This window comes from Variovorax sp. 679, from assembly GCF_003952185.1.
Taxonomy (GTDB): domain Bacteria; phylum Pseudomonadota; class Gammaproteobacteria; order Burkholderiales; family Burkholderiaceae_C; genus Variovorax.
Genome location: NZ_RXFS01000001.1, coordinates 342,880 through 361,623, shown reverse-complemented (window position 1 = coordinate 361,623; position 18,744 = coordinate 342,880). Strand labels below are relative to the sequence as shown.

The 18,744-nt window shown below is 67.6% G+C and carries 17 protein-coding genes; 10 read left to right on the top strand and 7 right to left on the bottom strand.

Annotation, left to right across the window (positions count from 1 at the left end; genetic code table 11):
• Positions 1-36 precede the first annotated feature (36 nt).
• Together EJO71_RS01680 and EJO71_RS01675 are read left to right on the top strand one after the other, a co-directional pair.
• Entirely contained in the window at positions 37-468 is a 432-nt protein-coding gene (locus EJO71_RS01680) for a VOC family protein (RefSeq protein ID WP_125947102.1), read from the top strand.
• A gap of 130 nt (positions 469-598) precedes the next feature.
• Entirely contained in the window at positions 599-1,348 is a 750-nt protein-coding gene (locus EJO71_RS01675; RefSeq protein WP_125947103.1) for a TerC family protein, read from the top strand.
• Positions 1,349-1,357: 9 nt separating this feature from the next.
• Here the strand turns inward: EJO71_RS01675 and EJO71_RS01670 are convergent, their stop codons facing one another.
• Complete coding sequence (locus tag EJO71_RS01670) at positions 1,358-2,257, bottom strand: LysR substrate-binding domain-containing protein (protein WP_125947104.1); 900 nt, start codon at positions 2,255-2,257, stop codon at positions 1,358-1,360.
• A gap of 129 nt (positions 2,258-2,386) precedes the next feature.
• On the opposite strand from EJO71_RS01670, the gene EJO71_RS01665 reads away from it, so the two are divergent.
• The 3 genes from EJO71_RS01665 to EJO71_RS01655 all read left to right on the top strand — a co-directional run bounded on the left by EJO71_RS01665 (position 2,387) and on the right by EJO71_RS01655 (position 5,394).
• Positions 2,387-4,042 carry a HAMP domain-containing sensor histidine kinase gene (locus EJO71_RS01665; RefSeq protein ID WP_125947105.1) on the top strand — a complete coding sequence of 552 codons (1,656 nt, stop codon included), beginning with the start codon at positions 2,387-2,389 and terminating at the stop codon, positions 4,040-4,042.
• Positions 4,039-4,725, top strand: coding sequence for a response regulator transcription factor (locus EJO71_RS01660; protein WP_125947106.1), 687 nt, complete (start codon positions 4,039-4,041; stop codon positions 4,723-4,725). Before EJO71_RS01665 ends, EJO71_RS01660 begins: the two co-directional genes overlap by 4 nt.
• 249 nt (positions 4,726-4,974) lie before the next feature.
• On the top strand, positions 4,975-5,394 hold the full coding sequence (locus tag EJO71_RS01655) for an SgcJ/EcaC family oxidoreductase (protein ID WP_240651277.1): 420 nt from the start codon (positions 4,975-4,977) through the stop codon (positions 5,392-5,394).
• Between the two features lie 55 nt (positions 5,395-5,449).
• Here EJO71_RS01655 and EJO71_RS01650 read toward each other — a convergent pair whose 3' ends face one another.
• Complete coding sequence (locus EJO71_RS01650) at positions 5,450-7,159, bottom strand: S-layer protein (protein WP_125947108.1); 1,710 nt, start codon at positions 7,157-7,159, stop codon at positions 5,450-5,452.
• A gap of 182 nt (positions 7,160-7,341) precedes the next feature.
• Here EJO71_RS01650 and EJO71_RS34920 point away from each other — a divergent pair, with 182 nt between their 5' ends.
• Positions 7,342-9,378: a GGDEF domain-containing phosphodiesterase gene (locus tag EJO71_RS34920; protein ID WP_125947109.1), complete on the top strand. Its 2,037-nt coding sequence runs from the start codon at positions 7,342-7,344 to the stop codon at positions 9,376-9,378.
• Between the two features lie 6 nt (positions 9,379-9,384).
• Here EJO71_RS34920 and EJO71_RS01640 read toward each other — a convergent pair whose 3' ends face one another.
• Genes EJO71_RS01640 through EJO71_RS01625 form a run of 4 tightly spaced genes read right to left on the bottom strand, consistent with a single transcriptional unit; the run spans position 9,385 to position 14,073 of the window.
• Positions 9,385-10,611: an ArgE/DapE family deacylase gene (locus EJO71_RS01640; RefSeq protein WP_125947110.1), complete on the bottom strand. Its 1,227-nt coding sequence runs from the start codon at positions 10,609-10,611 to the stop codon at positions 9,385-9,387.
• A 17-nt stretch (positions 10,612-10,628) separates the two neighbouring features.
• A complete protein-coding gene (gene uraD, locus EJO71_RS01635; protein ID WP_125947111.1) occupies positions 10,629-12,431 on the bottom strand; it encodes a 2-oxo-4-hydroxy-4-carboxy-5-ureidoimidazoline decarboxylase in 1,803 nt (600 codons plus the stop codon).
• The gene (puuE, locus tag EJO71_RS01630; protein WP_125947112.1) at positions 12,428-13,390 is read right to left on the bottom strand and encodes an allantoinase PuuE; all 963 of its coding nucleotides are present in this window, start codon (positions 13,388-13,390) and stop codon (positions 12,428-12,430) included. Before puuE ends, uraD begins: the two co-directional genes overlap by 4 nt.
• An 8-nt stretch (positions 13,391-13,398) precedes the next feature.
• Positions 13,399-14,073, bottom strand: coding sequence for a GntR family transcriptional regulator (locus EJO71_RS01625; RefSeq protein ID WP_081269340.1), 675 nt, complete (start codon positions 14,071-14,073; stop codon positions 13,399-13,401).
• A 93-nt stretch (positions 14,074-14,166) separates the two neighbouring features.
• On the opposite strand from EJO71_RS01625, the gene uraH reads away from it, so the two are divergent.
• Entirely contained in the window at positions 14,167-14,517 is a 351-nt protein-coding gene (gene uraH / locus EJO71_RS01620; protein WP_125947113.1) for a hydroxyisourate hydrolase, read from the top strand.
• 2 nt (positions 14,518-14,519) lie between these two features.
• Here the strand turns inward: uraH and EJO71_RS01615 are convergent, their stop codons facing one another.
• Positions 14,520-15,017 carry a hypothetical protein gene (locus EJO71_RS01615; protein ID WP_171022434.1) on the bottom strand — a complete coding sequence of 166 codons (498 nt, stop codon included), beginning with the start codon at positions 15,015-15,017 and terminating at the stop codon, positions 14,520-14,522.
• A gap of 56 nt (positions 15,018-15,073) precedes the next feature.
• On the opposite strand from EJO71_RS01615, the gene xdhC reads away from it, so the two are divergent.
• From xdhC to EJO71_RS01600, 3 genes are all read left to right on the top strand, one after another.
• The gene (xdhC, locus tag EJO71_RS01610) at positions 15,074-15,883 is read left to right on the top strand and encodes a xanthine dehydrogenase accessory protein XdhC (RefSeq protein ID WP_125947115.1); all 810 of its coding nucleotides are present in this window, start codon (positions 15,074-15,076) and stop codon (positions 15,881-15,883) included.
• Between the two features lie 215 nt (positions 15,884-16,098).
• The gene (locus EJO71_RS01605; RefSeq protein WP_125947116.1) at positions 16,099-17,304 is read left to right on the top strand and encodes a urate hydroxylase PuuD; all 1,206 of its coding nucleotides are present in this window, start codon (positions 16,099-16,101) and stop codon (positions 17,302-17,304) included.
• An 80-nt stretch (positions 17,305-17,384) separates the two neighbouring features.
• Positions 17,385-18,725 (top strand): glycerate kinase, encoded by a 1,341-nt coding sequence (locus tag EJO71_RS01600; RefSeq protein WP_125947117.1) that lies wholly within the window; start codon positions 17,385-17,387, stop codon positions 18,723-18,725.
• The last annotated feature ends 19 nt before the right edge of the window (positions 18,726-18,744 follow it).

Here is an 18,744-nt window from a genome sequence, read left to right as displayed (position 1 = left end):
AAGTCGCATCCATCCCTGCCCCTGATGGAAAGCTTCATGAGCAACGCAACCCCCCGCATTCCCTTTCACCTCGCGTTCCCCGTGCGCGACATCGCCGAGGCGCGCGCCTTCTACGGCGGCCTGCTGGGATGCCCCGAGGGCCGCAGCGCGCCCGAATGGGTCGACTTCGATTTCTACGGCCACCAGATCGTGGCGCACCTGGCGCCCGAAGAATGCGGGCATCGCCAGAGCAGCCCGGTCGACGGCCACGACGTACCGGTGCGCCACTTCGGCGCGATCGTCCCCATGGCGCAATGGCAGGCCATGGCCGACAAGCTCGTGGCGCGCGGCACCGAATTCGTCATCGAGCCGTACATCCGCTTCAAGGGCGAGCCCGGAGAGCAGGCGACGATGTTCTTCATGGATCCTTCCGGCAACGCCATCGAGATGAAGTCGTTCGCGAACCTGGATTCGCTCTTCGCCCGCTGAGCGAGTAACCGCTCATGGGCCCATGGGCCCATGGGCCGAGGGGGCGCTGGCGTTCCGCGCGCGCCCACCTTTAAGATGCGCTCGCCCGCCGCGGTCGCCGACCGCGCGTTGACGCAACACAGCCGCGCCCATGCTCGAACTTCTTACCGACCCCCAGGTCTGGATCGCCTTCGCCACTCTGACCGCGCTGGAGCTGGTCCTCGGGATCGACAACATCATCTTCATCTCGATCCTGGTCGACAAGCTGCCGCTGGCCCAGCGGGAGTTCGCGCGGCGCATTGGCCTCTTCATGGCCATGTTCATGCGCATCGGCCTGCTGCTGGTGCTCGCGTGGATCGTCGGCCTCGTGGCGCCGCTCTTCACCGTGTTCAACCAGGCGATCTCGGGCCGCGACCTGATCCTCATCCTGGGCGGGCTGTTCCTGATCTGGAAGAGCACGAGCGAAGTGCACCAGTCGCTGGAGGGCGAGCACGAGCAGAAGCAGAGCGTGGCCAAGGCGAGCTTCTCATCGGTGATCCTGCAGATCATGATCATCGACCTGGTGTTCTCGCTCGACTCGATCATCACCGCCGTGGGCATGGTGGACGACGTGCGCGTCATGATCGCGGCGGTGATCGTCTCGGTGCTGCTGATGATGCTGTTCGCCGGCCCGATCGGCCGCTTCGTCTCCGCCCATCCCACCATCAAGATGCTGGCGCTGTCCTTCCTGGTGGTCGTGGGCGTGGTGCTCGTCGCCGAGGGCTTCGACCATCATGTGCCCAAGGGATACGTGTATTTCGCGATGGCTTTCTCGTTGAGCGTGGAAATGCTCAACATCCGCATGCGCAAGAAGGCGGCCCATCGCGTGGAGCTGAACCCGCCCCGCATACCGGGCGAGTGAGGCGCGAGCCTACGTCGCGCGCCGGCGCTTCTTCGGCGCTGTTTCGGCCGCGTCGCGCAGGCATCGGGCGAAGTGCGCGACCATCGGCGGGCTGGCCTGGGGCTTGCGCTGAAGCAGGCCGATCTCTCGATGGAAGGTGGCGTCGCCGAGCGTGACGATGCGCACGCCCTCCGGCAGCGGAAGATGAGCCTCGACCATCGGCACCAGCGCCACGCCCAGTCCGCGTGACGCTAGGTGGATCAGCCCGGGGATCTCGTCGACCTCGATCGCGTCGTTGACCGAAAGCCCCTCGCGGCGAAGGAAGGCCTCGACCATCCGCCCTCCGAAAGACGCCCTGTCGTAGCGAAGAAACGGTTGCACCTGGAGTAGCGCGCGCCAGTCCCGGGTGGCGGGCAGGGTCTTGGGCACGGCCAGCACGAAGGGCTCCTGCACCAGCGGCTGCCACGTCAGGTCAGCGGGCATGCCGAAGGGCGGGCGGATGATGACGGCCGCATCGATCTTGCCGGCGTCGAGTTCGTCCATCAGGCGCATCGAAACACCGGGCGACACATGCACCCGCACGAGCGGAAAGGACTTGCGGAATTGTTCGAGCGCGCGTGCCAGCAGCGTGGGCTGTGACGAGGCGATCGAGCCGATGCGAAGAAGGCCCTGCGCGGCATCGCCTTGGGGAAGCTCGCCGAGACTGGCGAAGAGGGCGCAGATTTCTTCCGCGCGCGGCAGCGTCGTCTGCCCCGCCACGTTCAGCGTGGCCGAGCGGCCGGTGCGATCGAAGAGCTCGAAGCCCAGGGCCTCTTCGAGGCGCTTCATCTGGCTGCTCACCGCCGACTGCGTGAGGCCGATGCGGTCGCCGGCCGCCGCGAAGGTGCCGAGCTTGCACACCGCGATGAAGGTCTTGAGTTCGCTGATCATCCGGCGAGCATCGCAAACATCGATGCCATGGTCAAACAAGCATCGACGAAATCGATGAATTCCGGATGGCACGGAGGCATGGGCTATTCTTCGCACCCTTCAAAGCAGGCGTTCGCCTCGACCCGACCGATGCCTTCAATCAAGTTCCGCTCGCGGCTTTCGCTGGCCTTCGCGGCGCTCGTCGCGCTGGTCTGCGTGCAGGCCGTGTTCATCTATCTCGGCTCCCAGCGCGTCAATTTCTACGCGCAGCACAGCCGGCTGGCGAGCGACATCCAGTCCGACCTGCTGGAGCTTTCCGCCAACAAGCAGCGGTTGCGGGTCTGGGCCTCGTTGCGGCTGATGAACGGCGACGCGCCCATCGAGGCACGCGACCGCTGGCTGGCAGGCATGCGTTCCAGCGCGGCCAGTCTGCGGGAGCTGACGCAGCGCGACCTGGCCTGGTGGACCACGGTGAACTCGATACGAGGCACGCCGATTCCCGAAGCCGTGACTCATCTCGCATCCAGCATCGACCTGCTCGACGCCAACATCGCCGAGGTGCAGGCCCGTCTGCTGCAGCTCGCGCCGCTGGAGCAGGGGGCGGAATTTTCCTCGGTGTGGCAGCAGATCAACCAGGTGTTCGACGTGACGCGCGGGCGCGACCTGCGCGAACTCGTCAACGGTGCGATCGAGCGCCAGAAGCAGGCGGTGCCGGCCGCGCGGCTGGCCACCGAGAGTGCCCTGGAGGTGCTGCGCCTGCAGGCCATCGGCCTCGCGGTGCTGACCCTGGCCGCCGCGGTGTTGCTCGCCATTCGGCTGAACCGGCGGCTGCAGGCGCCCATCGCCGGACTGCTGACCGGCACGCAGGCCCTGCAGGCGGGCCGCATGGACCATCGCATGGCGGTCGGCTCGGGCGACGAGTTCGGCCAGGTTGCGGAGCATTTCAACGCGATGGCCGCCGAACTGCAGCAGCGCAGGAGCGATGCGGAGGCGGCCCGGCACAAGCTGGAGGAAGCGGTGGACGCTCGAACGGCCGAGCTGCAGACCGCTCACGTCACGTTGCAGAACATCGACCAGCGCCGCCGCCAGCTGTTCGCCGACCTGAGCCACGAGCTGCGCACGCCGGCCACCGCCATCCGCGGCGAAGCCGAGATCGCGCTGCGCGGCGCCGACAAGCCGCTGGCCGAATACAAGCTGACGCTGTCGCGCATCGTCGGCGGTGTGGAGCAGCTCGCGCGCGTGATCGACGACCTGATGCTGATTGCGCGCGCCGAGGCCGACCAGCTCGTCATGCGGCAGGGGCGGGTCGACCTCGGCCTGCTGGTGGGCGACGCCACGGAGCAGGCCGAGGCGCTGGGCGCGCTGCACGGCGTGGGCGTGCGCCTGGACACCCCGCAGGACGCGCAGCCGGGCGTGCTGCACGTTCATGCCGATGCCGACCGGCTGCGACAGGCGCTGGTCATCGTGCTCGATAACGCGGTGCGCTATTCGCATGCCGGCGGAGAGGTCAGGATCGGCTGTCGCGAACTCGACGACGGATGCGTGGAGATCGCGGTGCGCGACAAGGGCATCGGCATCGATGCCGACGAGCTGCCCACGGTGTTCCAGCGCTTCACGCGCGGGCAGCGTGCGCGGGCGCACCGGGTCGAGGGCACGGGCATCGGCCTGTCGATCGCGCAGGCCATCGTCGCTGCGCACGAGGGCCGCATCGACATCGACAGCGAGCCGTCGGTCGGCACCACGGTTCGCATCCGGCTGCCCCGCAGCGACGGTGCCGTTCTTTCAGCGACGCCGGAGGCCGCATGAACAACATCCTCGTGGTCGAAGACGATCCGCGCGTGGCCGATTTCCTGCAGCGCGGCCTGCGCGCCGAAGGCTACGGCGTGCAGCTGGCCCGCACCGGCACCGACGGCCTGGCGATGGCGCGCGGCGGCGAGCCGGCGCTGCTCATCCTCGACCTGATGCTGCCCGGCCTCAGCGGCCTGGAGCTGTGCCAGACGATGCGCGCCGAAGGCCATCACGTGCCCGTGCTGATGCTCACGGCGATGAGCTCGCTGGAAGACAAGGTCAACGGCCTGCGGCTCGGGGCGGACGACTACCTCACCAAGCCCTTCGCGTTCGAGGAGCTGCTCGCGCGCATCGAGGCGCTGCTGCGGCGCGGACGCGAGCAGCGTGTGAAGGCGACCAGCCTGCAGGTGGCCGACCTGGTGCTGGACCGCGAGCGCATGCAGGTCACGCGGGCGGGGCAGCCGATTGCGCTGACGGCGAAGGAGCTGGCCTTCCTGGAGCTGCTGATGAGCGCGCCGGGGCGCGTGTACAGCCGCGAACGCATCCTCTCGAACGTGTGGGGCACCAACGAGGATCCGTTGACCAACGTGGTCGACGTCTACGTGCGCCGCCTGCGGGCCAAGATCGACGAGGGCCATGCGCTCGCCCTGCTCAAGACCGTGCGCGGCTTCGGCTACCGGCTCGACGCGCGGGAAGACTGAGCGCTCAGGCCTTGCCGGGGGGCGGGCGTTAATCCGTTGTTCATCTGCGCTTCAACTCGCGTTCATCGCTGCGCACGGGTGCTGTTCATCCTTGCGCCGGAGACTTGATTCCTGCCTCGCGAATGCGGTGCAGCACCGGCCGACACCGGTGTTCCGCAACTACTTTCAAAGCAAGGAATCTCCGTGAAGACAAGTCTCGCCGCCAGCGCCGCCCTCGGCATTGTTTCTCTCGCTCTTGCCACCGGTGCGCTGGCACAGGGGGCGGGTTCGGTCGCCTGCGCGCCGACGGACCAGGCGCAGGTGGCCGCGCTGTTCGACCGCTGGAACAACTCGCTGCGCACGCTGGACCCCGACAAGGTGGTGGCCAACTACGCACCCGACGGCGTGCTGCTGCCGACCGTGTCGAACCAGCCGCGCACCAACCCGGCGGAAATCCGCGACTACTTCGTCAAGTTCCTCAAGAGCGAGCCGCAGGGAAAGATCGACAAGCGCATCGTCAAGATCGGCTGCAACGTGGCGCAGGACGTCGGCACCTACACCTTCCGCTTCAAGGACGGCGGCACCGTGCATGCGCGCTACACCTACGTCTACGAGTGGGTGAACGGCCAGTGGCTGATCGCGCATCACCACTCCTCGGCGATGCCCGAGGCGCCCGCGCCGAAGAGCTGACCGGCATTGAAGACACCCGCACCGGGGCAACCCCGGTGCGGGTGCCGGCCGCTACTTACTGCGCCGCGACCTTCACGAAAACCGGGTTCGAGTAGAACCAGAGGTCGCTGTAGTTGCGTGCGTTGATCGCGTTGAAGCGCGCCACGTTGTCGGTGCCGGTGGTCTGCGCGTCGGGCAGCGGCTCGCCGGCGGCGGTTTCGTTGGGCACGTCGGTTCCCAGGTTGGTGCCGCGCAGGCGGAAGTACTGGTTGTTGCCGGCCTTCACCGTGTAGCTCACTGCGAAGTAGCCGTCGGCATCGAGCTTCCAGTCGCTGCGTGTGAAGCGCTTGAGCACGCGCGTCGACGGGTTGGTGTCGCGCGAATAGCCCGGCGTGCCTGGGAGCTCGGGCCCGGTCACGTCGCCCACGATCAGGTCGATGTGGTCGACCACCGGCTTCACGTTGGCGAAGAGGCCGCTGCCGAGCTGGTATTCGAAGTTGTTGCGCTCGGGGCTCTTGAAGCGGATGGTGATCTTCAGGTCTTCGCCCGTCCTGGCCGCCACTTCCGAGCCCATCTCGCCTGCGCCCTTGGCGCTCTGCACCTTGAAGTCGAGCGCGTCGATCAGGCCGCCGTTCACCGCGAAGAGCTTGCCGGTGCGCATTGCCGCGAGCAGCGACTTTGGATCCTTGATGTCGCCCCACAGGTGATTCTTCGCGTACTCGCCCGGCGCGTAGCCGCTGCTGTACTGTCCCTGCGAAGTGGTGAAGTGGTAGTCGGAGTCGGCCACGTTCCAGATGCGGCGGCCTTCGGACAGCAGCGAATCCCAGGTGCCGCCGAGCTTGGCAACGAGGTAGTCGACGCCGCCATAGGTGCGATTGGGCAGGTTGGCCGCGATGTAGGCGCTGTTGTAGCCGCCGCGGTCGGGTTCCATCTGGTTGCCGACCATGCCTTCGAGCGAGAACACGATGTTCGGCGCGAGGTCGTTCATCTCGCGCAGCTGGGCGATCGTGTATTTGCCGGGGTTGCGCGACGGGTGGTTGATCTGCAGATAGCTGGTGTCGGGGTAGTTCTTCTTGAGCCAGGCGATCGCGGCCAGCGTTTCGGCATGCGTGTTGTAGCCGGTGCCGGCCTTCGGGCCCCAGGCGGCGACGTCGGCGGCGGGGAACAGCGCGGGGTCGCGGTTGGTGAAGAGGTATTCGAACTGGTTCGCGGCCTTGAGCGCGGCGTCCGACATGGGGTTGTCGGTCAGGATGCCGACGTTGCCGTGGTCGTGCGAGGGCATGTCCCATTCGAAGGACGCGAAGATCGTCTTGTTCGCGTACTTGCCGCCGGCCTGCAGCGCCTTGATGCGCGGCACCTGGTACTTGGCCATGCCTTCCGAGAACGGAATCTGCACCGCCAGCTTGTTGCCGTTGTTGTCATAGGAGGAAAGGCGCAGGTGGTCGGACAGCGCGGCCCAGTCGAGGCCGAACTGGTCGAAGGCCTTGGCCAGCACCTGGTCGAGCGTGGAGATCTGCTGCGTGTCGTCCGACTGCATCGTGTGGATGTGCAGGTCGCCCACTGTCCAGCGGCCGGCCGGTGCTGACGGCCCGGGATCGGCGGCGGGAGCAGGTGCGGGGGCTGGGGCGACGGCCGGCGGAGTGCCGGTTGCCACGGGGAAGAAGGCCGGGCCGCTGGAGCCTCCGCCGCCGCAGCCGGCCAGCATGAGCGTGCCGACGGCAAGGGTGGAGAACAGCGAGCGGCGGAACGGGAGGGGAGTCGAGTGAATGATCGGAAGGATGGACATGGCGGTCGAAAAAATGACGCGCACCTGAAGTGCGCGTGTCCGGGAAAGCCGCCGAGTCTGGAAGGGTGTCATGACGGATCTATGAAATTGAAACGAAAGTTCGTTGTTTTCATGCCCATCGAAAAGATGACGGCTGGCTTGCCGGCCGGGGAGGCGCGCCCTCTATAAACTGTGCGCCTTCCATGATTCCCAGCGCGCCCGCAACTCCGCTCACCGAGTCCGTCGACGATGAGGTGCTGTCGCGCATGGTGCGCACCGACCAGATGGTGGCGGTGCGCCGCACCGTGCTGTCGGCCATTCCCATCAACGTGGTGCTGAGCTGCACCGCGGCGCTGGTCGCGTTCCACGCCGGCCGCGCCTTCGAAGGGCTCAGCTGGCTGCTTCTGTCGCTCGTGGTGAACGGGGTGCGCAGCTACGTCAGCCGCTGGCCGTTCGCGCCGTGGCCCGGGGTCGTGCCCGAAAGCGGTGTCGCGACTTCGTCGAAGGGGCGCCCCGTCGAGTGGCACTTGCGGGCCGCCGCGGTCATGGCCGGAGTGTCGGGCTGCGTCTGGGCGCTCGTCCCGCTGCTTTGCGACGGCTACTCCTCGCCCCAGGCGGTGTTCTACCTGACGGTGGTGTGCGGCATTTGCGCGGGCTCCGTCACCTACGGCATCGCGTATGTGTTCGTGCCGGTCAGCTTCATCGTGCCGGCGCTGCTGTCGGTGGCGGGCAGCCTCGCCTTCGCGGGCGGCTTCGACAACCTGAGCCTGGCGGCGATGGTGCTGCTGTACCTCGCGGCGCTGGTGCGTGGCGCGCTGCACAGCGACAGGACTTTCCGCGAGGGAAGCCGCATCCGCAATGCAGCCACCGCGATGGCCGCCCAGCTGCGGATGGCGCATGCGAAGTCGCTCGATGCCGCGCAGCAGCTGGCTTTCCGGGCCTCGCACGACTCGCTCACCGGCCTGCTCAACCGCGAAGGCTTCACCGAAGCAGCGACGCTGCATATCACCGAGCCCGACGGCCGCCAGTACGGCCTGCTGCTGCTGGACCTGGACGGCTTCAAGGCGGTGAACGACGCCTTCGGCCACAAGGTCGGCGACCGCGTGCTGCAGGACGTGGCCGGCTGGCTGCGGCGCGAGACCGCCGAGATGCAGGCCGTGCTGGGCCGCTGGGGCGGCGACGAGTTTGCGGTGCTCTATTGCCTGCGCGACGAGCGGTACGCGCCCGCCGCGATCGCGCAGACGCTGATCCGCTCGATCTCCTTCGCCACGGCGCACTACGGCGGCCACCTGGGCGTGAGCATCGGCATCTCCATCTCTGCCTCGGGCGAGGCCGAGATCGCCGACATGCTCAGCTTTGCCGACGAGGCCCTGCACGAGGCCAAGCGCACCGGGCGCAACCGCTACCAGGTCTTCGACAAGGGACTCAACCAGCGGCTCGCGACGCGCCGGGACGTGGAGCGCGACCTGCTCCATGCCATCGAGACGCGCGACATCGGCGTGTGGTACCAGCCGATCATGACCAGCGACGGCAGCGAGGTCCACAGCCTCGAGGCGCTGATGCGCTGGAACCACCCGCGCCACGGACATATCGCGCCGGAAGAAGTGATCCATGCGGCCGCGAGCACCGGCGTGGCCGAGCCGCTGCTGCGGCATCTGGTCGACGAGGTCTGCCGGGGCATGCGCCAGCTGGAGGCGGCAGGCTCGAGCCTGGCGGGCGTGCCGGTGGCGGTCAATGTCTCGCCGCGCGAGATGGCGCAGCTGGCGGTGGACGACATCGTGCTTGGCATGCTGAAGGTACGCGGCGTCGCGCCGCGCCGCCTGCAGATCGAGATCACGGAAGAGGTGGCGCTCGACACCCATGCCACGCGCGGCCGGCTGAGCGCGCTCTCGGCCGCGGGCGTGGTGATCGTGGTCGACGACTTCGGCGTGGGCTTCTCGTCGCTGGCGTCGCTGCGCAGCGAGTACGTGCGGCAGGTGAAGATCGACCGCAGCTTCATCCTCGACCTGTCGTCCTCGCCGGGCAACGAGGTGCTGGTGGATGCCATCGTCCAGCTCGGCCACTCGCTGGGCGTCCAGGTGGTCGCCGAAGGGGTGGAGACGCAGGCCGAGCTCGATGTGCTGCGCGGGCTGGGTTGCGGACTGGTGCAGGGCTATCACCTGGCACGGCCCGCGCCGTTGCCCCAGGTGATGGCGTGGGCCGCCGCGCGTTCGGCGCCCGCGCCCGCCGGGGCGGGCTGAAACCGCTCAGGCGAGCAGGTCGCTGAGCGTGCGCGCGACCACCTTGGTGGCGCGGCGCAGGTCCTCGAGCACCACGCGTTCGTCGCTGCGCTTGGCATGCGACTCGAGCACGGTGCGCGGGCCGGCGCCGTAGATCACGCCCGGAATGCCGGCTTCCACGTACAGGCGCACGTCGGTGTACAGCGGCGTGCCCATGGCCTTGACGGGCTCGCCGAACAGCTCGCCGCCATGCTTCTGGATCGCGTCGACCAGCGGCTTGTTGCCGGCCAGCGGCTTCATCGAGTTGGCCAGCAGCAGGCGCTTGATCTCGATCGTGATGCCTTCGCTCCCGGCGGCTGCGTCGGCGATCACCTTGCGGATGGTGGCTTCGACCTCGACCGGGTTCTCCTCGGGGATCATGCGGCGGTCGAGCTTGAACACCACCTTGCCCGGAACCACGTTGGTGTTGGTGCCGCCCTCGATGCGGCCGACGTTGAGGTACGGGTGCGTGATGCCCTCGACCTTCGACGTGACCTGCTTGTAGAGCGTGTTCTGCGCGTACAGCGCGTTCAGGATCTTCGTTGCACCCTGCAGTGCGTCGATGCCGGTGGCCGGTACGGCGGCGTGGGCCATCTTGCCGTGCACCGTCACTTCCATCTGCAGGCAGCCGTTGTGCGCCGTGACCACTTCGTAGCTGAAGCCGGCCGCGATCATCAGGTCGGGCTTGGTCAGCCCCTTCTCGAGCAGCCAGCCCGGACCCAGGATGCCGCCGAATTCCTCGTCGTAGGTGAAGTGCAGCTCGATGCTGCCCTTGGTTGGCTTCGCGACCGCTTCCAGTGCGCGCAGCGCGAAGGTGAAGCTGGCGAAGTCGCTCTTGCTGACGGCGGCGGCGCGGCCGTAGAGGCTGCCGTCGACGATCTCGCCGCCGTACGGGTCGTGCGTCCAGCCTTCGCCGGGAGGCACCACGTCGCCGTGCGCATTCAGGGCCACGGTGCGGCCGCCGTTGCCGTACTTGCGGCGAACGATCAGGTTGGTGATCGATTCGAGGCCGTAGTCCTTCACTTCCTGCGCGGGCACGGCGTGCTTCTCGGCCTCGAGGCCGAAGTCGTTCAGCAGTTCGGCGGTGCGCTCGGCGTGCGGCGCGTTGTTGCCGGGCGGGGTGTCGGTGGGCACCTGCACCAGTTGCTGCAGGAATTTCACTTCCTCGTCGAAGTGGGCGTCGATCCAGGCGTCGAGCTTTGCGTAGTCGGTCATGATTTTTCTTCTGTGAATCAGTGGGCTTGTTCGGCGGCGAGGTTGTCCAGCAGCAGCTGGAAGGCCTGTACCGCGAGCTGGATGTCGTCGTTGGTGCTCGATTCGAGCGGGTTGTGGCTGATGCCCGAGTTGATGCCGCGCACGAACAGCATTGCCTGCGGCATCACCTCGTGCAGCTTCATGGCGTCGTGGCCGGCGCCGCTGGGCATGCGGAAGAGCGGAATGCCCAGCGCATCGACGGCCTTCTCCCAGCGCTGCTGCCAGGCCGGCGCGCTGGGCGCGGCGGCGGCGCGCATCGTTTCCTCGAGTTCGTAGCGTACGCCGCGGCGCTCGCAGATGTCCTTCAGCGCGTTGACCACGTCGGTGGCCAGTGCGTCGCGCTGTGCATTGTTGGGCGCGCGCAGGTCTAGGCTGAACTTGCAGCGCCCCGGCACCACGTTGATGGAGCCGCTGGGCACTTCGAGCATGCCGACGGTGCCGACCGAGTCGCCGTCTTTCGCCGCGCGCTGTTCGGTGTAGAGGATCAGTTCGGCCACGGCGGCTGCCGCGTCGCGGCGGCGGTCCATCGGCGTGGTGCCGGCGTGGCTGGCCATGCCGATCACCTCGCCCACGTAGCGCACGCTGCCGTTGATGGAGGTGACGATGCCCAGCGGCAGGTCGAGCTCGGTGAGCACCGGGCCCTGTTCGATGTGCACCTCGACGAAGCCCAGGTAGCGTGCCGGGTCGCGCTGGATCTTCGGGATGTCTTCCTGCTTCAGGCCGGCGTGCTGCATGGCCTCGCGCATGGTGATTCCGTCGACGTCCTTCTGGTCGAGCCAGCGTTGGTCGAAGTGGCCGATGAGCGCGCCCGAACCCAGGAAGGTCGCCTTGTAGCGCTGGCCTTCCTCCTCGGCGAAGCCCACCACCTCGAAGGCGAAGGGCAGGCGCCTGTTCTGGCGCTTGAGTTCGCGCACGCAGGCCATCGGTACGAAGATGCCGAGGCGGCCGTCGTATTTGCCGCCGTTGCGCACGGTGTCGTAGTGCGAACCGGTGAGCAGCGTCTTTGCGTCGGGCGTTGCGCCAGAACCTTCGATGAAGCCTGCGGCTTCATAGCGGCCGACCACGTTGCCGACCGCGTCGATATGCACCGAGTCGAAACCCACGTCGCGCATCCAGCCCGAGATCTGCGCGGCGCAGGCGCGGTGCGCATCGGTCAGGTAGGTGACGGTGAGCTGACCCTTCTCGGCGTAGCCGGGGTCGGTGTGTACCGACAGTTGTTCCTGCCAGTCCCATACGTCGTTGCCGAGCGCGATGTTGGCGGCGAACTTGTCGTCCAGGCGGATCTCGGCGATGCGATGGATGTTGCGCAGCGCCTCGCCGAGTTCGAAGTCGGGGTGGTTGAACAGCCGGCGCGCGAAGGTCTCGATGATCTCGCGCTTGGCCAGCCCCGTGCCGCGCGGGCCGCGCACCGCGAGGATGAACGGGAAGCCGAACTTCGCGTTGTAGTCGGCGTTGAGCTGCTGGATCTTCGCGAACTCCTCGGGCGTGCAGTCGGTCAGGCCCGCCTTGCTCTGCTCGTTGGTCGATTCGGCCGTCAGCGTCTTGCTGACCATGGCCTTGCCGGCGAGCTCGGGGTGGGCGCGGATCAGGCCGATCTGCTCGTCAGCCGACGAGCCGGCCAGCGCCTGCACCAGCGCGTGCTTGAGGTGTGCGACCGTGCGGAAGGGGCGAGCGGCGAGGGCGCGCTCGGCGATCCAGGGCGAGTGCTCGTAGATGCCGTCGAGCAGCGCGACGGCTTCGGCCGGCGCGGCGGCGTTGAGTTGGGCGATGGTGAGGCTCATGATGCGGCTCCGGCTTCGAAGGGGTGCGCCTGCTTCCAATGGCGCGCGATGTCGACGCGGCGGCAGACCCACACCTTGTCGTGCTTGGCGATGTGATCGAGGAAGCGCTGCAGCGCGGTGATGCGCCCGGGGCGTCCGAGCAGGCGGCAGTGCATGCCGATGCTCATCATCTTCGGGCTGTTGTCTCCATTCGGATCGCCTTCGGCGTAGAGCGCGTCGAAGGTGTCCTTCATGTACTGGAAGAACGGGTCTGCGTGCGAGTAGCCCTGCGGCAGCGCGAAGCGCATGTCGTTGCAGTCGAGCGTGTAGGGCACGATGAGTTGCGGCACCACGCTGCCGTCGGTCTTCTGCACCTTCATCCAGAAGGGCAGGTCGTCGCCGTAGTAGTCGCTGTCGTACTCGAAGCCGCCGTAGTCGGCCACGAGGCGGCGGGTGCGCGGGCTGTCGCGACCGGTGTACCAGCCCAGTGCGCGCTCGCCGGTGAGCTTCTCGATGGCTTCCATGCCCAGGCGCATGTGCTCGCGCTCGGTGGCTTCGTCGAGGTTCTGGTAGTGGATCCAGCGCCAGCCGTGGCAGGCGATCTCGTGGCCCAGTTCCTTGAAGGCGGCGGTCAGCTCGGGGTAGCGCTCCAGCGCCATGCCGACGCCGAACACGGTGAGCGGGAGCCTGCGCTTCCCGAACTCGCGAAGGATGCGCCACACGCCGGCGCGCGAGCCGTACTCGTAGATGCCTTCCATGCTGATGTGCCGGTCGGGAAAGCTCGCCGGGTTGAACATCTCGGAGAGGAACTGCTCGGAGCCCGCGTCGCCGTGCAGCGTGGCGTTCTCGCCGCCTTCCTCGTAGTTCAGCACGAACTGCACGGCAACGCGCGCGCCGCCGGGCCATTGCGCATGGGGCGGGTTGCGGCCGTAGCCGATCAGGTCGCGCGGGTAGGGCAGGGTGGAGTCGTAGACGGTCATTGTGTGGATCAGGACAGCGCCAGCGAGATGTCGTTGGTCGGGACCTTGCGGTCGAAGGTGAGGTTGGCCTCGACGTGCTCGAGGTGTTCGGTCATGAGGCGCACGGCGCGTTCTTCGTCGCGCGCGGCCAGCGCCTTCACGATGTCGGCGTGCTCGTCGTTGGAGTGCTCGGCCGCGCTGGTGCTCTGGTACATCAGCGTGATGAGGGCGCAGCGCGAGATGAGCTCGCCCAGGATCTGCGCCAGCACCTGGTTGCCCATGAGCTCGGCCATGCGCACATGGAAGTCGCCCAGCAGCTCGGTGCGGCCCGAGATGTCTTCGCCGGACACGGCGGACTTCTCGAGCGCCACGTGCTCCTTCAGCGCCTTGATCTTGGCGGGCGTGACGGTGCGCACGAACTCGCGCGTCATCTCGGCCTCGAGCATGCGGCGCACGGCGAACACCTGCTTGGCCTCGTCGACCGCGGGCGCGGCCACGAAGGCGCCGCGCGCGGGTTCGAGGCGTATCAGCTTGTTCTGGGAGAGCTGGAACAGCGCCTGACGCACCAGCGTGCGCGAGACGCCGAAGTGATCGGCCAGCTTCTGCTCGGCCAGCTTGGTGCCGGGCTGCAGCCGGTGCTCGACGATGGCCTTCGTGAGGGCATCGACGATCGAACGGGTGGTGGAGGACTCCATGTTTTTCATGATAGACCCAAAGCCGGTAACTGTATACACTTTTGTCCACCGGAATTTCCCGAGCCCCCAACATCCGACTTTCGGACTTCCAAGGAGAGCCCCATGGGCCTGAGCACCCACGTACTGGACACGATGCACGGCGGCCCCGCGGCCGGCATGGAGGTCGCGCTGTACACCACAGACGCAGACGCCGCCACGCTGGTGAAGCGCTTCACGCTGAATTCGGACGGCCGCAGCGACGGTCCGCTCTACGACAACAACTCGCTGAAGGTCGGCACCTACCGGCTGGTGTTCGACGTGGCCGGCTACTTCAAGACCCGCGGCGTCAAGCTGCCGGAGCCGAACTTCCTGAACAAGGTGTCGCTGGACTTCGGCGTGGCGCACACCGACCAGCACTATCACGTGCCGCTGCTCGTGAGTCCGTGGAGCTATTCCACGTACCGCGGGTCCTGAGGTCAGTCCCCTTGCTGCTGGCCTTCTGTCAAGGTGTCGAGTTGAAAACGCCCGCTTTCGTCCCACAGCCAGGTGTCCGTCCAGGTGACGGCGCCCAGGCGCGTTGCCGGCGGGAAGGGCGAGGCCTTCAGCACCGTGCGTTCGATCTCGGCGATCACCTCGGGCGCGTGCTTGGGCGCGCGCAGCCAGCGCATCGAGCGCACCTTGCCGCTCGTGTCGATCTGCACTTCGAGCGTGCCGACGGCGTAGAGCATCGGCGGCAGCTGGCCCTTGTAGACACGCGAGCGGTTGGTGTCGTAGATGTGGCGGGCGGCGTCGCGGCGGTAGTCGCGGGCGGTGGATGCGTTGGATGCGCGCGGCGTGGGGCCTGCGCCGACGTCGCCGCTTGCCCCGCTCAACTGGCCGGGTACCGAGCCGGTGGAGCCGCAGCCCGCGAGCCAGAGGGCCGAAAGAAGAGAGGCTGCAAGGGCGAGGCGGCGGGGCGTAAGCTGGCGATTCATGGCCGGGTTTATACCGTGAGTCATCGCGCGCCCGGCAACCGAAGGTATCGATCACGATGAGCGGCGCTGTCGACCAACTGCTCGCGCGTCTTCGCCATGAAGACGGCGTGCTGGTGCGCGTCGAGTCCACGCAGGGCTCTGCGCCGCGCGAGGCCGGCACCTGGATGGCGGTGTGGCCCGATGCGCTGACGGCCACCATCGGCGGTGGGCAGCTCGAATTCCAGGCCACGAAGGAAGCGCGCGAGATGCTGGGCGGCACGCGCGAGCCCTTCGACGGCATCCAGCGCTATCCGCTCGGGCCCAGCCTGGGGCAGTGCTGCGGCGGGGTGATGTTCCTGTCGTACCAGCGCATCACCGCGGCCGATGCGCCGGCGTTGCAACGTGAGCTGGTCGCGCAGCTCAAGCCGGTGGCGCTGTTCGGCGGCGGCCATGTGGGCGCCGCGCTGGCGCGCCTGCTGGCCGCGCTGCCGTTCTCGGTGCGCTGGATCGACAGCCGCGATGGCGTCTTCCCCGACGAACTGCCCGCGCAGATCGACACCGAACATTCCGAGCCCGTGCAGGACGCCGTGGCCGCGCTGATGCCGGGCAGCCGCGTGCTCATCATGAGCTTCAGCCATGCCGAAGACCTCGACATCGTCATCGCCTGCCTGAAGCGTCTGCGCGAGCGCAACGACCTGCCCTACGTCGGCCTGATCGGCAGCAAGACCAAGTGGGCCACCTTCAGCCATCGGCTGGAAGCACGCGGCTTCACGGCCGACGAGCTGGCCCGCATCACCTGCCCGATCGGCGTACCCGGCATCACGGGCAAGGAGCCCGAGGTGATTGCCGTGGCGGTGGCGGCACAGTTGTTGCAATCGCTGGGCTGAACAGGGTTTTCCCGGCGGTCGCGCCCCAAAAAACCGCCCCGTCCCTTGCCAAAACTGTATACACTTTCGGTCCACAACAAGCCGCAGCGGAGCGAGGCCCATTTCATGGAGCCTGCGTTCGCGGCACTTTCTCTGCTTACAGCGCCCGCGGTGGTGAGCAGGCTGAAACCCTTCCTTGGCGCCCCCACGCGCCAATCGGGTTGAGAGAGAAGCATATGGAAAGCTACTACCTCGACTGGGCCAACCTGCTGCTGCGCTGGGTCCACGTCATCACCGCCATCGCCTGGATCGGCGCCTCCTTCTACTTCGTGATGCTGGACAACAGCCTCGAGAAGCCGCAGGACCAGGAATCGCTCGACAAGGGCGTGGGCGGCGAGCAATGGGCCGTGCACGGCGGTGGCTTCTACAACATGCAGAAGTACGCGCTGGCGCCCAAGAAGCTGCCGGACCACCTGCACTGGTCGTACTGGGAGAGCTACTCCACCTGGATCACGGGTTTCTCGCTCTTCACCATGTCGTACCTGTGGAACGCGAGCACCTACCTCATCGACAAGTCGAAGATGGACTGGCAGCCCGGCGCCGCCATTGCCGTGGCGCTGGCCTTCTTCGTCGTGTTCTGGATGGTCTACGACGGCATCTGCCAGATCTTCGGGCGCCGCAAGCACGGCGACACCATCGTCGGCGTGCTGATCGCGATCTTCATCGCCTTCGCGACGTGGCTGGCCTGCCAGTGGTTCGCGGGCCGCGCGGCCTTCCTGCTCGTGGGCGCCATGATGGCCACGACCATGAGCGGCAACGTGTTCTTCTGGATCATTCCCGGCCAGCGCAAGAACGTTGCGGCGCTGCGCGAAGGCAAGCCGGTGGACCCGGTGCACGGCCAGCGCGGCAAGCAGCGCAGCGTGCACAACACCTACTTCACGCTGCCGGTGCTGTTCGCGATGCTGAGCAACCACTACAGCTTCGCCTACACGCACAAGTACAACTGGATCGTGCTGCTGCTGATCATGCTCGGCGGCGCGGCCATCCGGCAGTTCTTCGTGGTACGCCACCGCTTCAAGCTGGGCAATGCGGGCAACCCGCTGCCCTACGCGATGGTCGGCATCGTGGTGCTGGGCCTGACCATCGTCTGGATGAAGCCCGAGCCCGTCGCCGCACCCGCGGTGGCCGCCGCCGCGCCGGCCGTGCAGTTCAAGGACGTGCAGAAGGTGCTCGAGCAGCGCTGCTTCATGTGCCACGGCGCCGCCGTGCAGATGAAGAACGTGCGGGTCGATTCGCCCGAGCAGGTGTCGGCGCATGCGCAGGCGATCTACCAGCAGGTGGTGGTCACCAAGATCATGCCGATGAACAACGCCACGGGCATCACCGACGAAGAGCGGGCCCTCATCAGCCGCTGGTTCCAGGCCGGCGCAAAGACCAACTAGTCAGATAGAAGAAGTTGACCGGCGGCAAGGTGGCGGGTCAAGGTCCGCAGCACAATCGCCGGATTGGAGACAAAGCAGCAATGACCGCATCGACCCCATCCTTCGGCCCCACCCCCGATCCGCGCGAAGCCCCGCGCGCCTTTCTCGAGCACCTCTACCGCGTGGCGGTGGACCGCGCGCTGCCGCTGTCCACGCTGGGCGCCCACCTGCCGCCGCCGCCCAAGGGCCGCACGCTGGTGCTGGGCGCCGGCAAGGCCGGCGGCTCGATGGTGCAGGCACTGGAGGCCCTGTGGCCGGCCGATGCGCCGCTGTCCGGGCTGGTCGTCACGCGCTACGACCACATTCCGCCGCGTCCCGAGGGCGTGCCGCAGCGCATCGAGATCGTCGAGGCCGCGCATCCCGTGCCCGACGCGGCAGGCCAGCAGGCCGCCGAGCGCATCCTCGCGCTGACGCAGGGCCTCACGGCCGACGACCTCGTGCTGTGCCTGATCTCCGGCGGCGGCTCGTCGCTGCTGGTGCTGCCCGCCGAGGGCCTGACGCTGGCCGACAAGCAGCGCATCAACAAGCAGCTGCTCGAAAGCGGTGCAGGCATCGGCGAGATGAACTGCGTGCGCAAGCATCTCTCGCGCATCAAGGGCGGCCGGTTGGCCGCGGCTTGCGCGCCGGCCCGCGTGGTGACGCTGACCATCAGCGACGTGCCCGGCGACGACGCGGCCGTCATCGCCAGCGGCCCGACGGTGCCCGACGCCACCACCTGCGCCGACGCGCTGGCCATCCTCGACCGCTACGGCATCGAGGTGCCGGCGCCGGTGCGTGCCCGGCTGGAAAGCGGCGAACTCGAAACGCCCAAGCCCGGCGACGCCGTGTTCGAGGGCCACGAGACGCACATGATCGCCACGCCGCAGCAGTCGCTCGAAGCGGCTGCGAAGGCCGCGCGCGAAGCCGGTATCGAGGCGCACATCCTCAGCGATGAAATGGAAGGCGAGTCGCGCGAAGTCGGCAAGGTGCACGCCGCACTGGCGCGTGCAGTGGCGCATCGGGGCGAGCCGTTCGCTCGGCCCTGCGTGATTCTCTCGGGCGGCGAGACGACGGTGACGATCCGTCCCCGCCAGCCGGGACAGGCCAAGGGCCGTGGCGGCCGGGCCGGCGAGTTCTGCATGGGACTGGCCGGTGCGCTCATGGGCCAGCCGCAGGTGTGGGCGCTGGCCGCCGACACCGACGGCATCGACGGTGTCGAAGACAACGCCGGTGCCTTCGTCACCCCAGACACGCTGGCGCGCGCCGGCGTCGCGGGCAAGAAGCTGTCGGACCACCTCGATCGCAACGACGCCTACGGCTACTTCGACGCCATCGGCGACCTGTTCGTGACGGGGCCGACACACACCAACGTCAACGACTTCCGCGCGCTGCTGGTGCTCTGAAGGGGGCGAGGGGAAAGCC

Excerpts from the sequence above, each read along its gene's own strand:
- xdhC (WP_125947115.1), top strand. The coding sequence starts at position 15,074 with ATGAGCGGCGCTGTCGACCAACTGCTCGCGCGTCTTCGCCATGAAGAC.
- EJO71_RS01680 (WP_125947102.1), top strand. The coding sequence starts at position 37 with ATGAGCAACGCAACCCCCCGCATTCCCTTTCACCTCGCGTTCCCCGTG.
- uraH (WP_125947113.1), top strand. The coding sequence starts at position 14,167 with ATGGGCCTGAGCACCCACGTACTGGACACGATGCACGGCGGCCCCGCG.
- EJO71_RS01660 (WP_125947106.1), top strand. The coding sequence starts at position 4,039 with ATGAACAACATCCTCGTGGTCGAAGACGATCCGCGCGTGGCCGATTTC.
- EJO71_RS01605 (WP_125947116.1), top strand. The coding sequence starts at position 16,099 with ATGGAAAGCTACTACCTCGACTGGGCCAACCTGCTGCTGCGCTGGGTC.
- EJO71_RS01670 (WP_125947104.1), bottom strand. The coding sequence starts at position 2,257 with ATGATCAGCGAACTCAAGACCTTCATCGCGGTGTGCAAGCTCGGCACC.
- EJO71_RS01665 (WP_125947105.1), top strand. The coding sequence starts at position 2,387 with ATGCCTTCAATCAAGTTCCGCTCGCGGCTTTCGCTGGCCTTCGCGGCG.
- EJO71_RS01600 (WP_125947117.1), top strand. The coding sequence starts at position 17,385 with ATGACCGCATCGACCCCATCCTTCGGCCCCACCCCCGATCCGCGCGAA.
- EJO71_RS01625 (WP_081269340.1), bottom strand. The coding sequence starts at position 14,073 with ATGAAAAACATGGAGTCCTCCACCACCCGTTCGATCGTCGATGCCCTC.
- uraD (WP_125947111.1), bottom strand. The coding sequence starts at position 12,431 with ATGAGCCTCACCATCGCCCAACTCAACGCCGCCGCGCCGGCCGAAGCC.
- EJO71_RS01615 (WP_171022434.1), bottom strand. The coding sequence starts at position 15,017 with ATGAATCGCCAGCTTACGCCCCGCCGCCTCGCCCTTGCAGCCTCTCTT.
- EJO71_RS01640 (WP_125947110.1), bottom strand. The coding sequence starts at position 10,611 with ATGACCGACTACGCAAAGCTCGACGCCTGGATCGACGCCCACTTCGAC.
- EJO71_RS01675 (WP_125947103.1), top strand. The coding sequence starts at position 599 with ATGCTCGAACTTCTTACCGACCCCCAGGTCTGGATCGCCTTCGCCACT.
- EJO71_RS34920 (WP_125947109.1), top strand. The coding sequence starts at position 7,342 with ATGATTCCCAGCGCGCCCGCAACTCCGCTCACCGAGTCCGTCGACGAT.
- puuE (WP_125947112.1), bottom strand. The coding sequence starts at position 13,390 with ATGACCGTCTACGACTCCACCCTGCCCTACCCGCGCGACCTGATCGGC.
- EJO71_RS01650 (WP_125947108.1), bottom strand. The coding sequence starts at position 7,159 with ATGTCCATCCTTCCGATCATTCACTCGACTCCCCTCCCGTTCCGCCGC.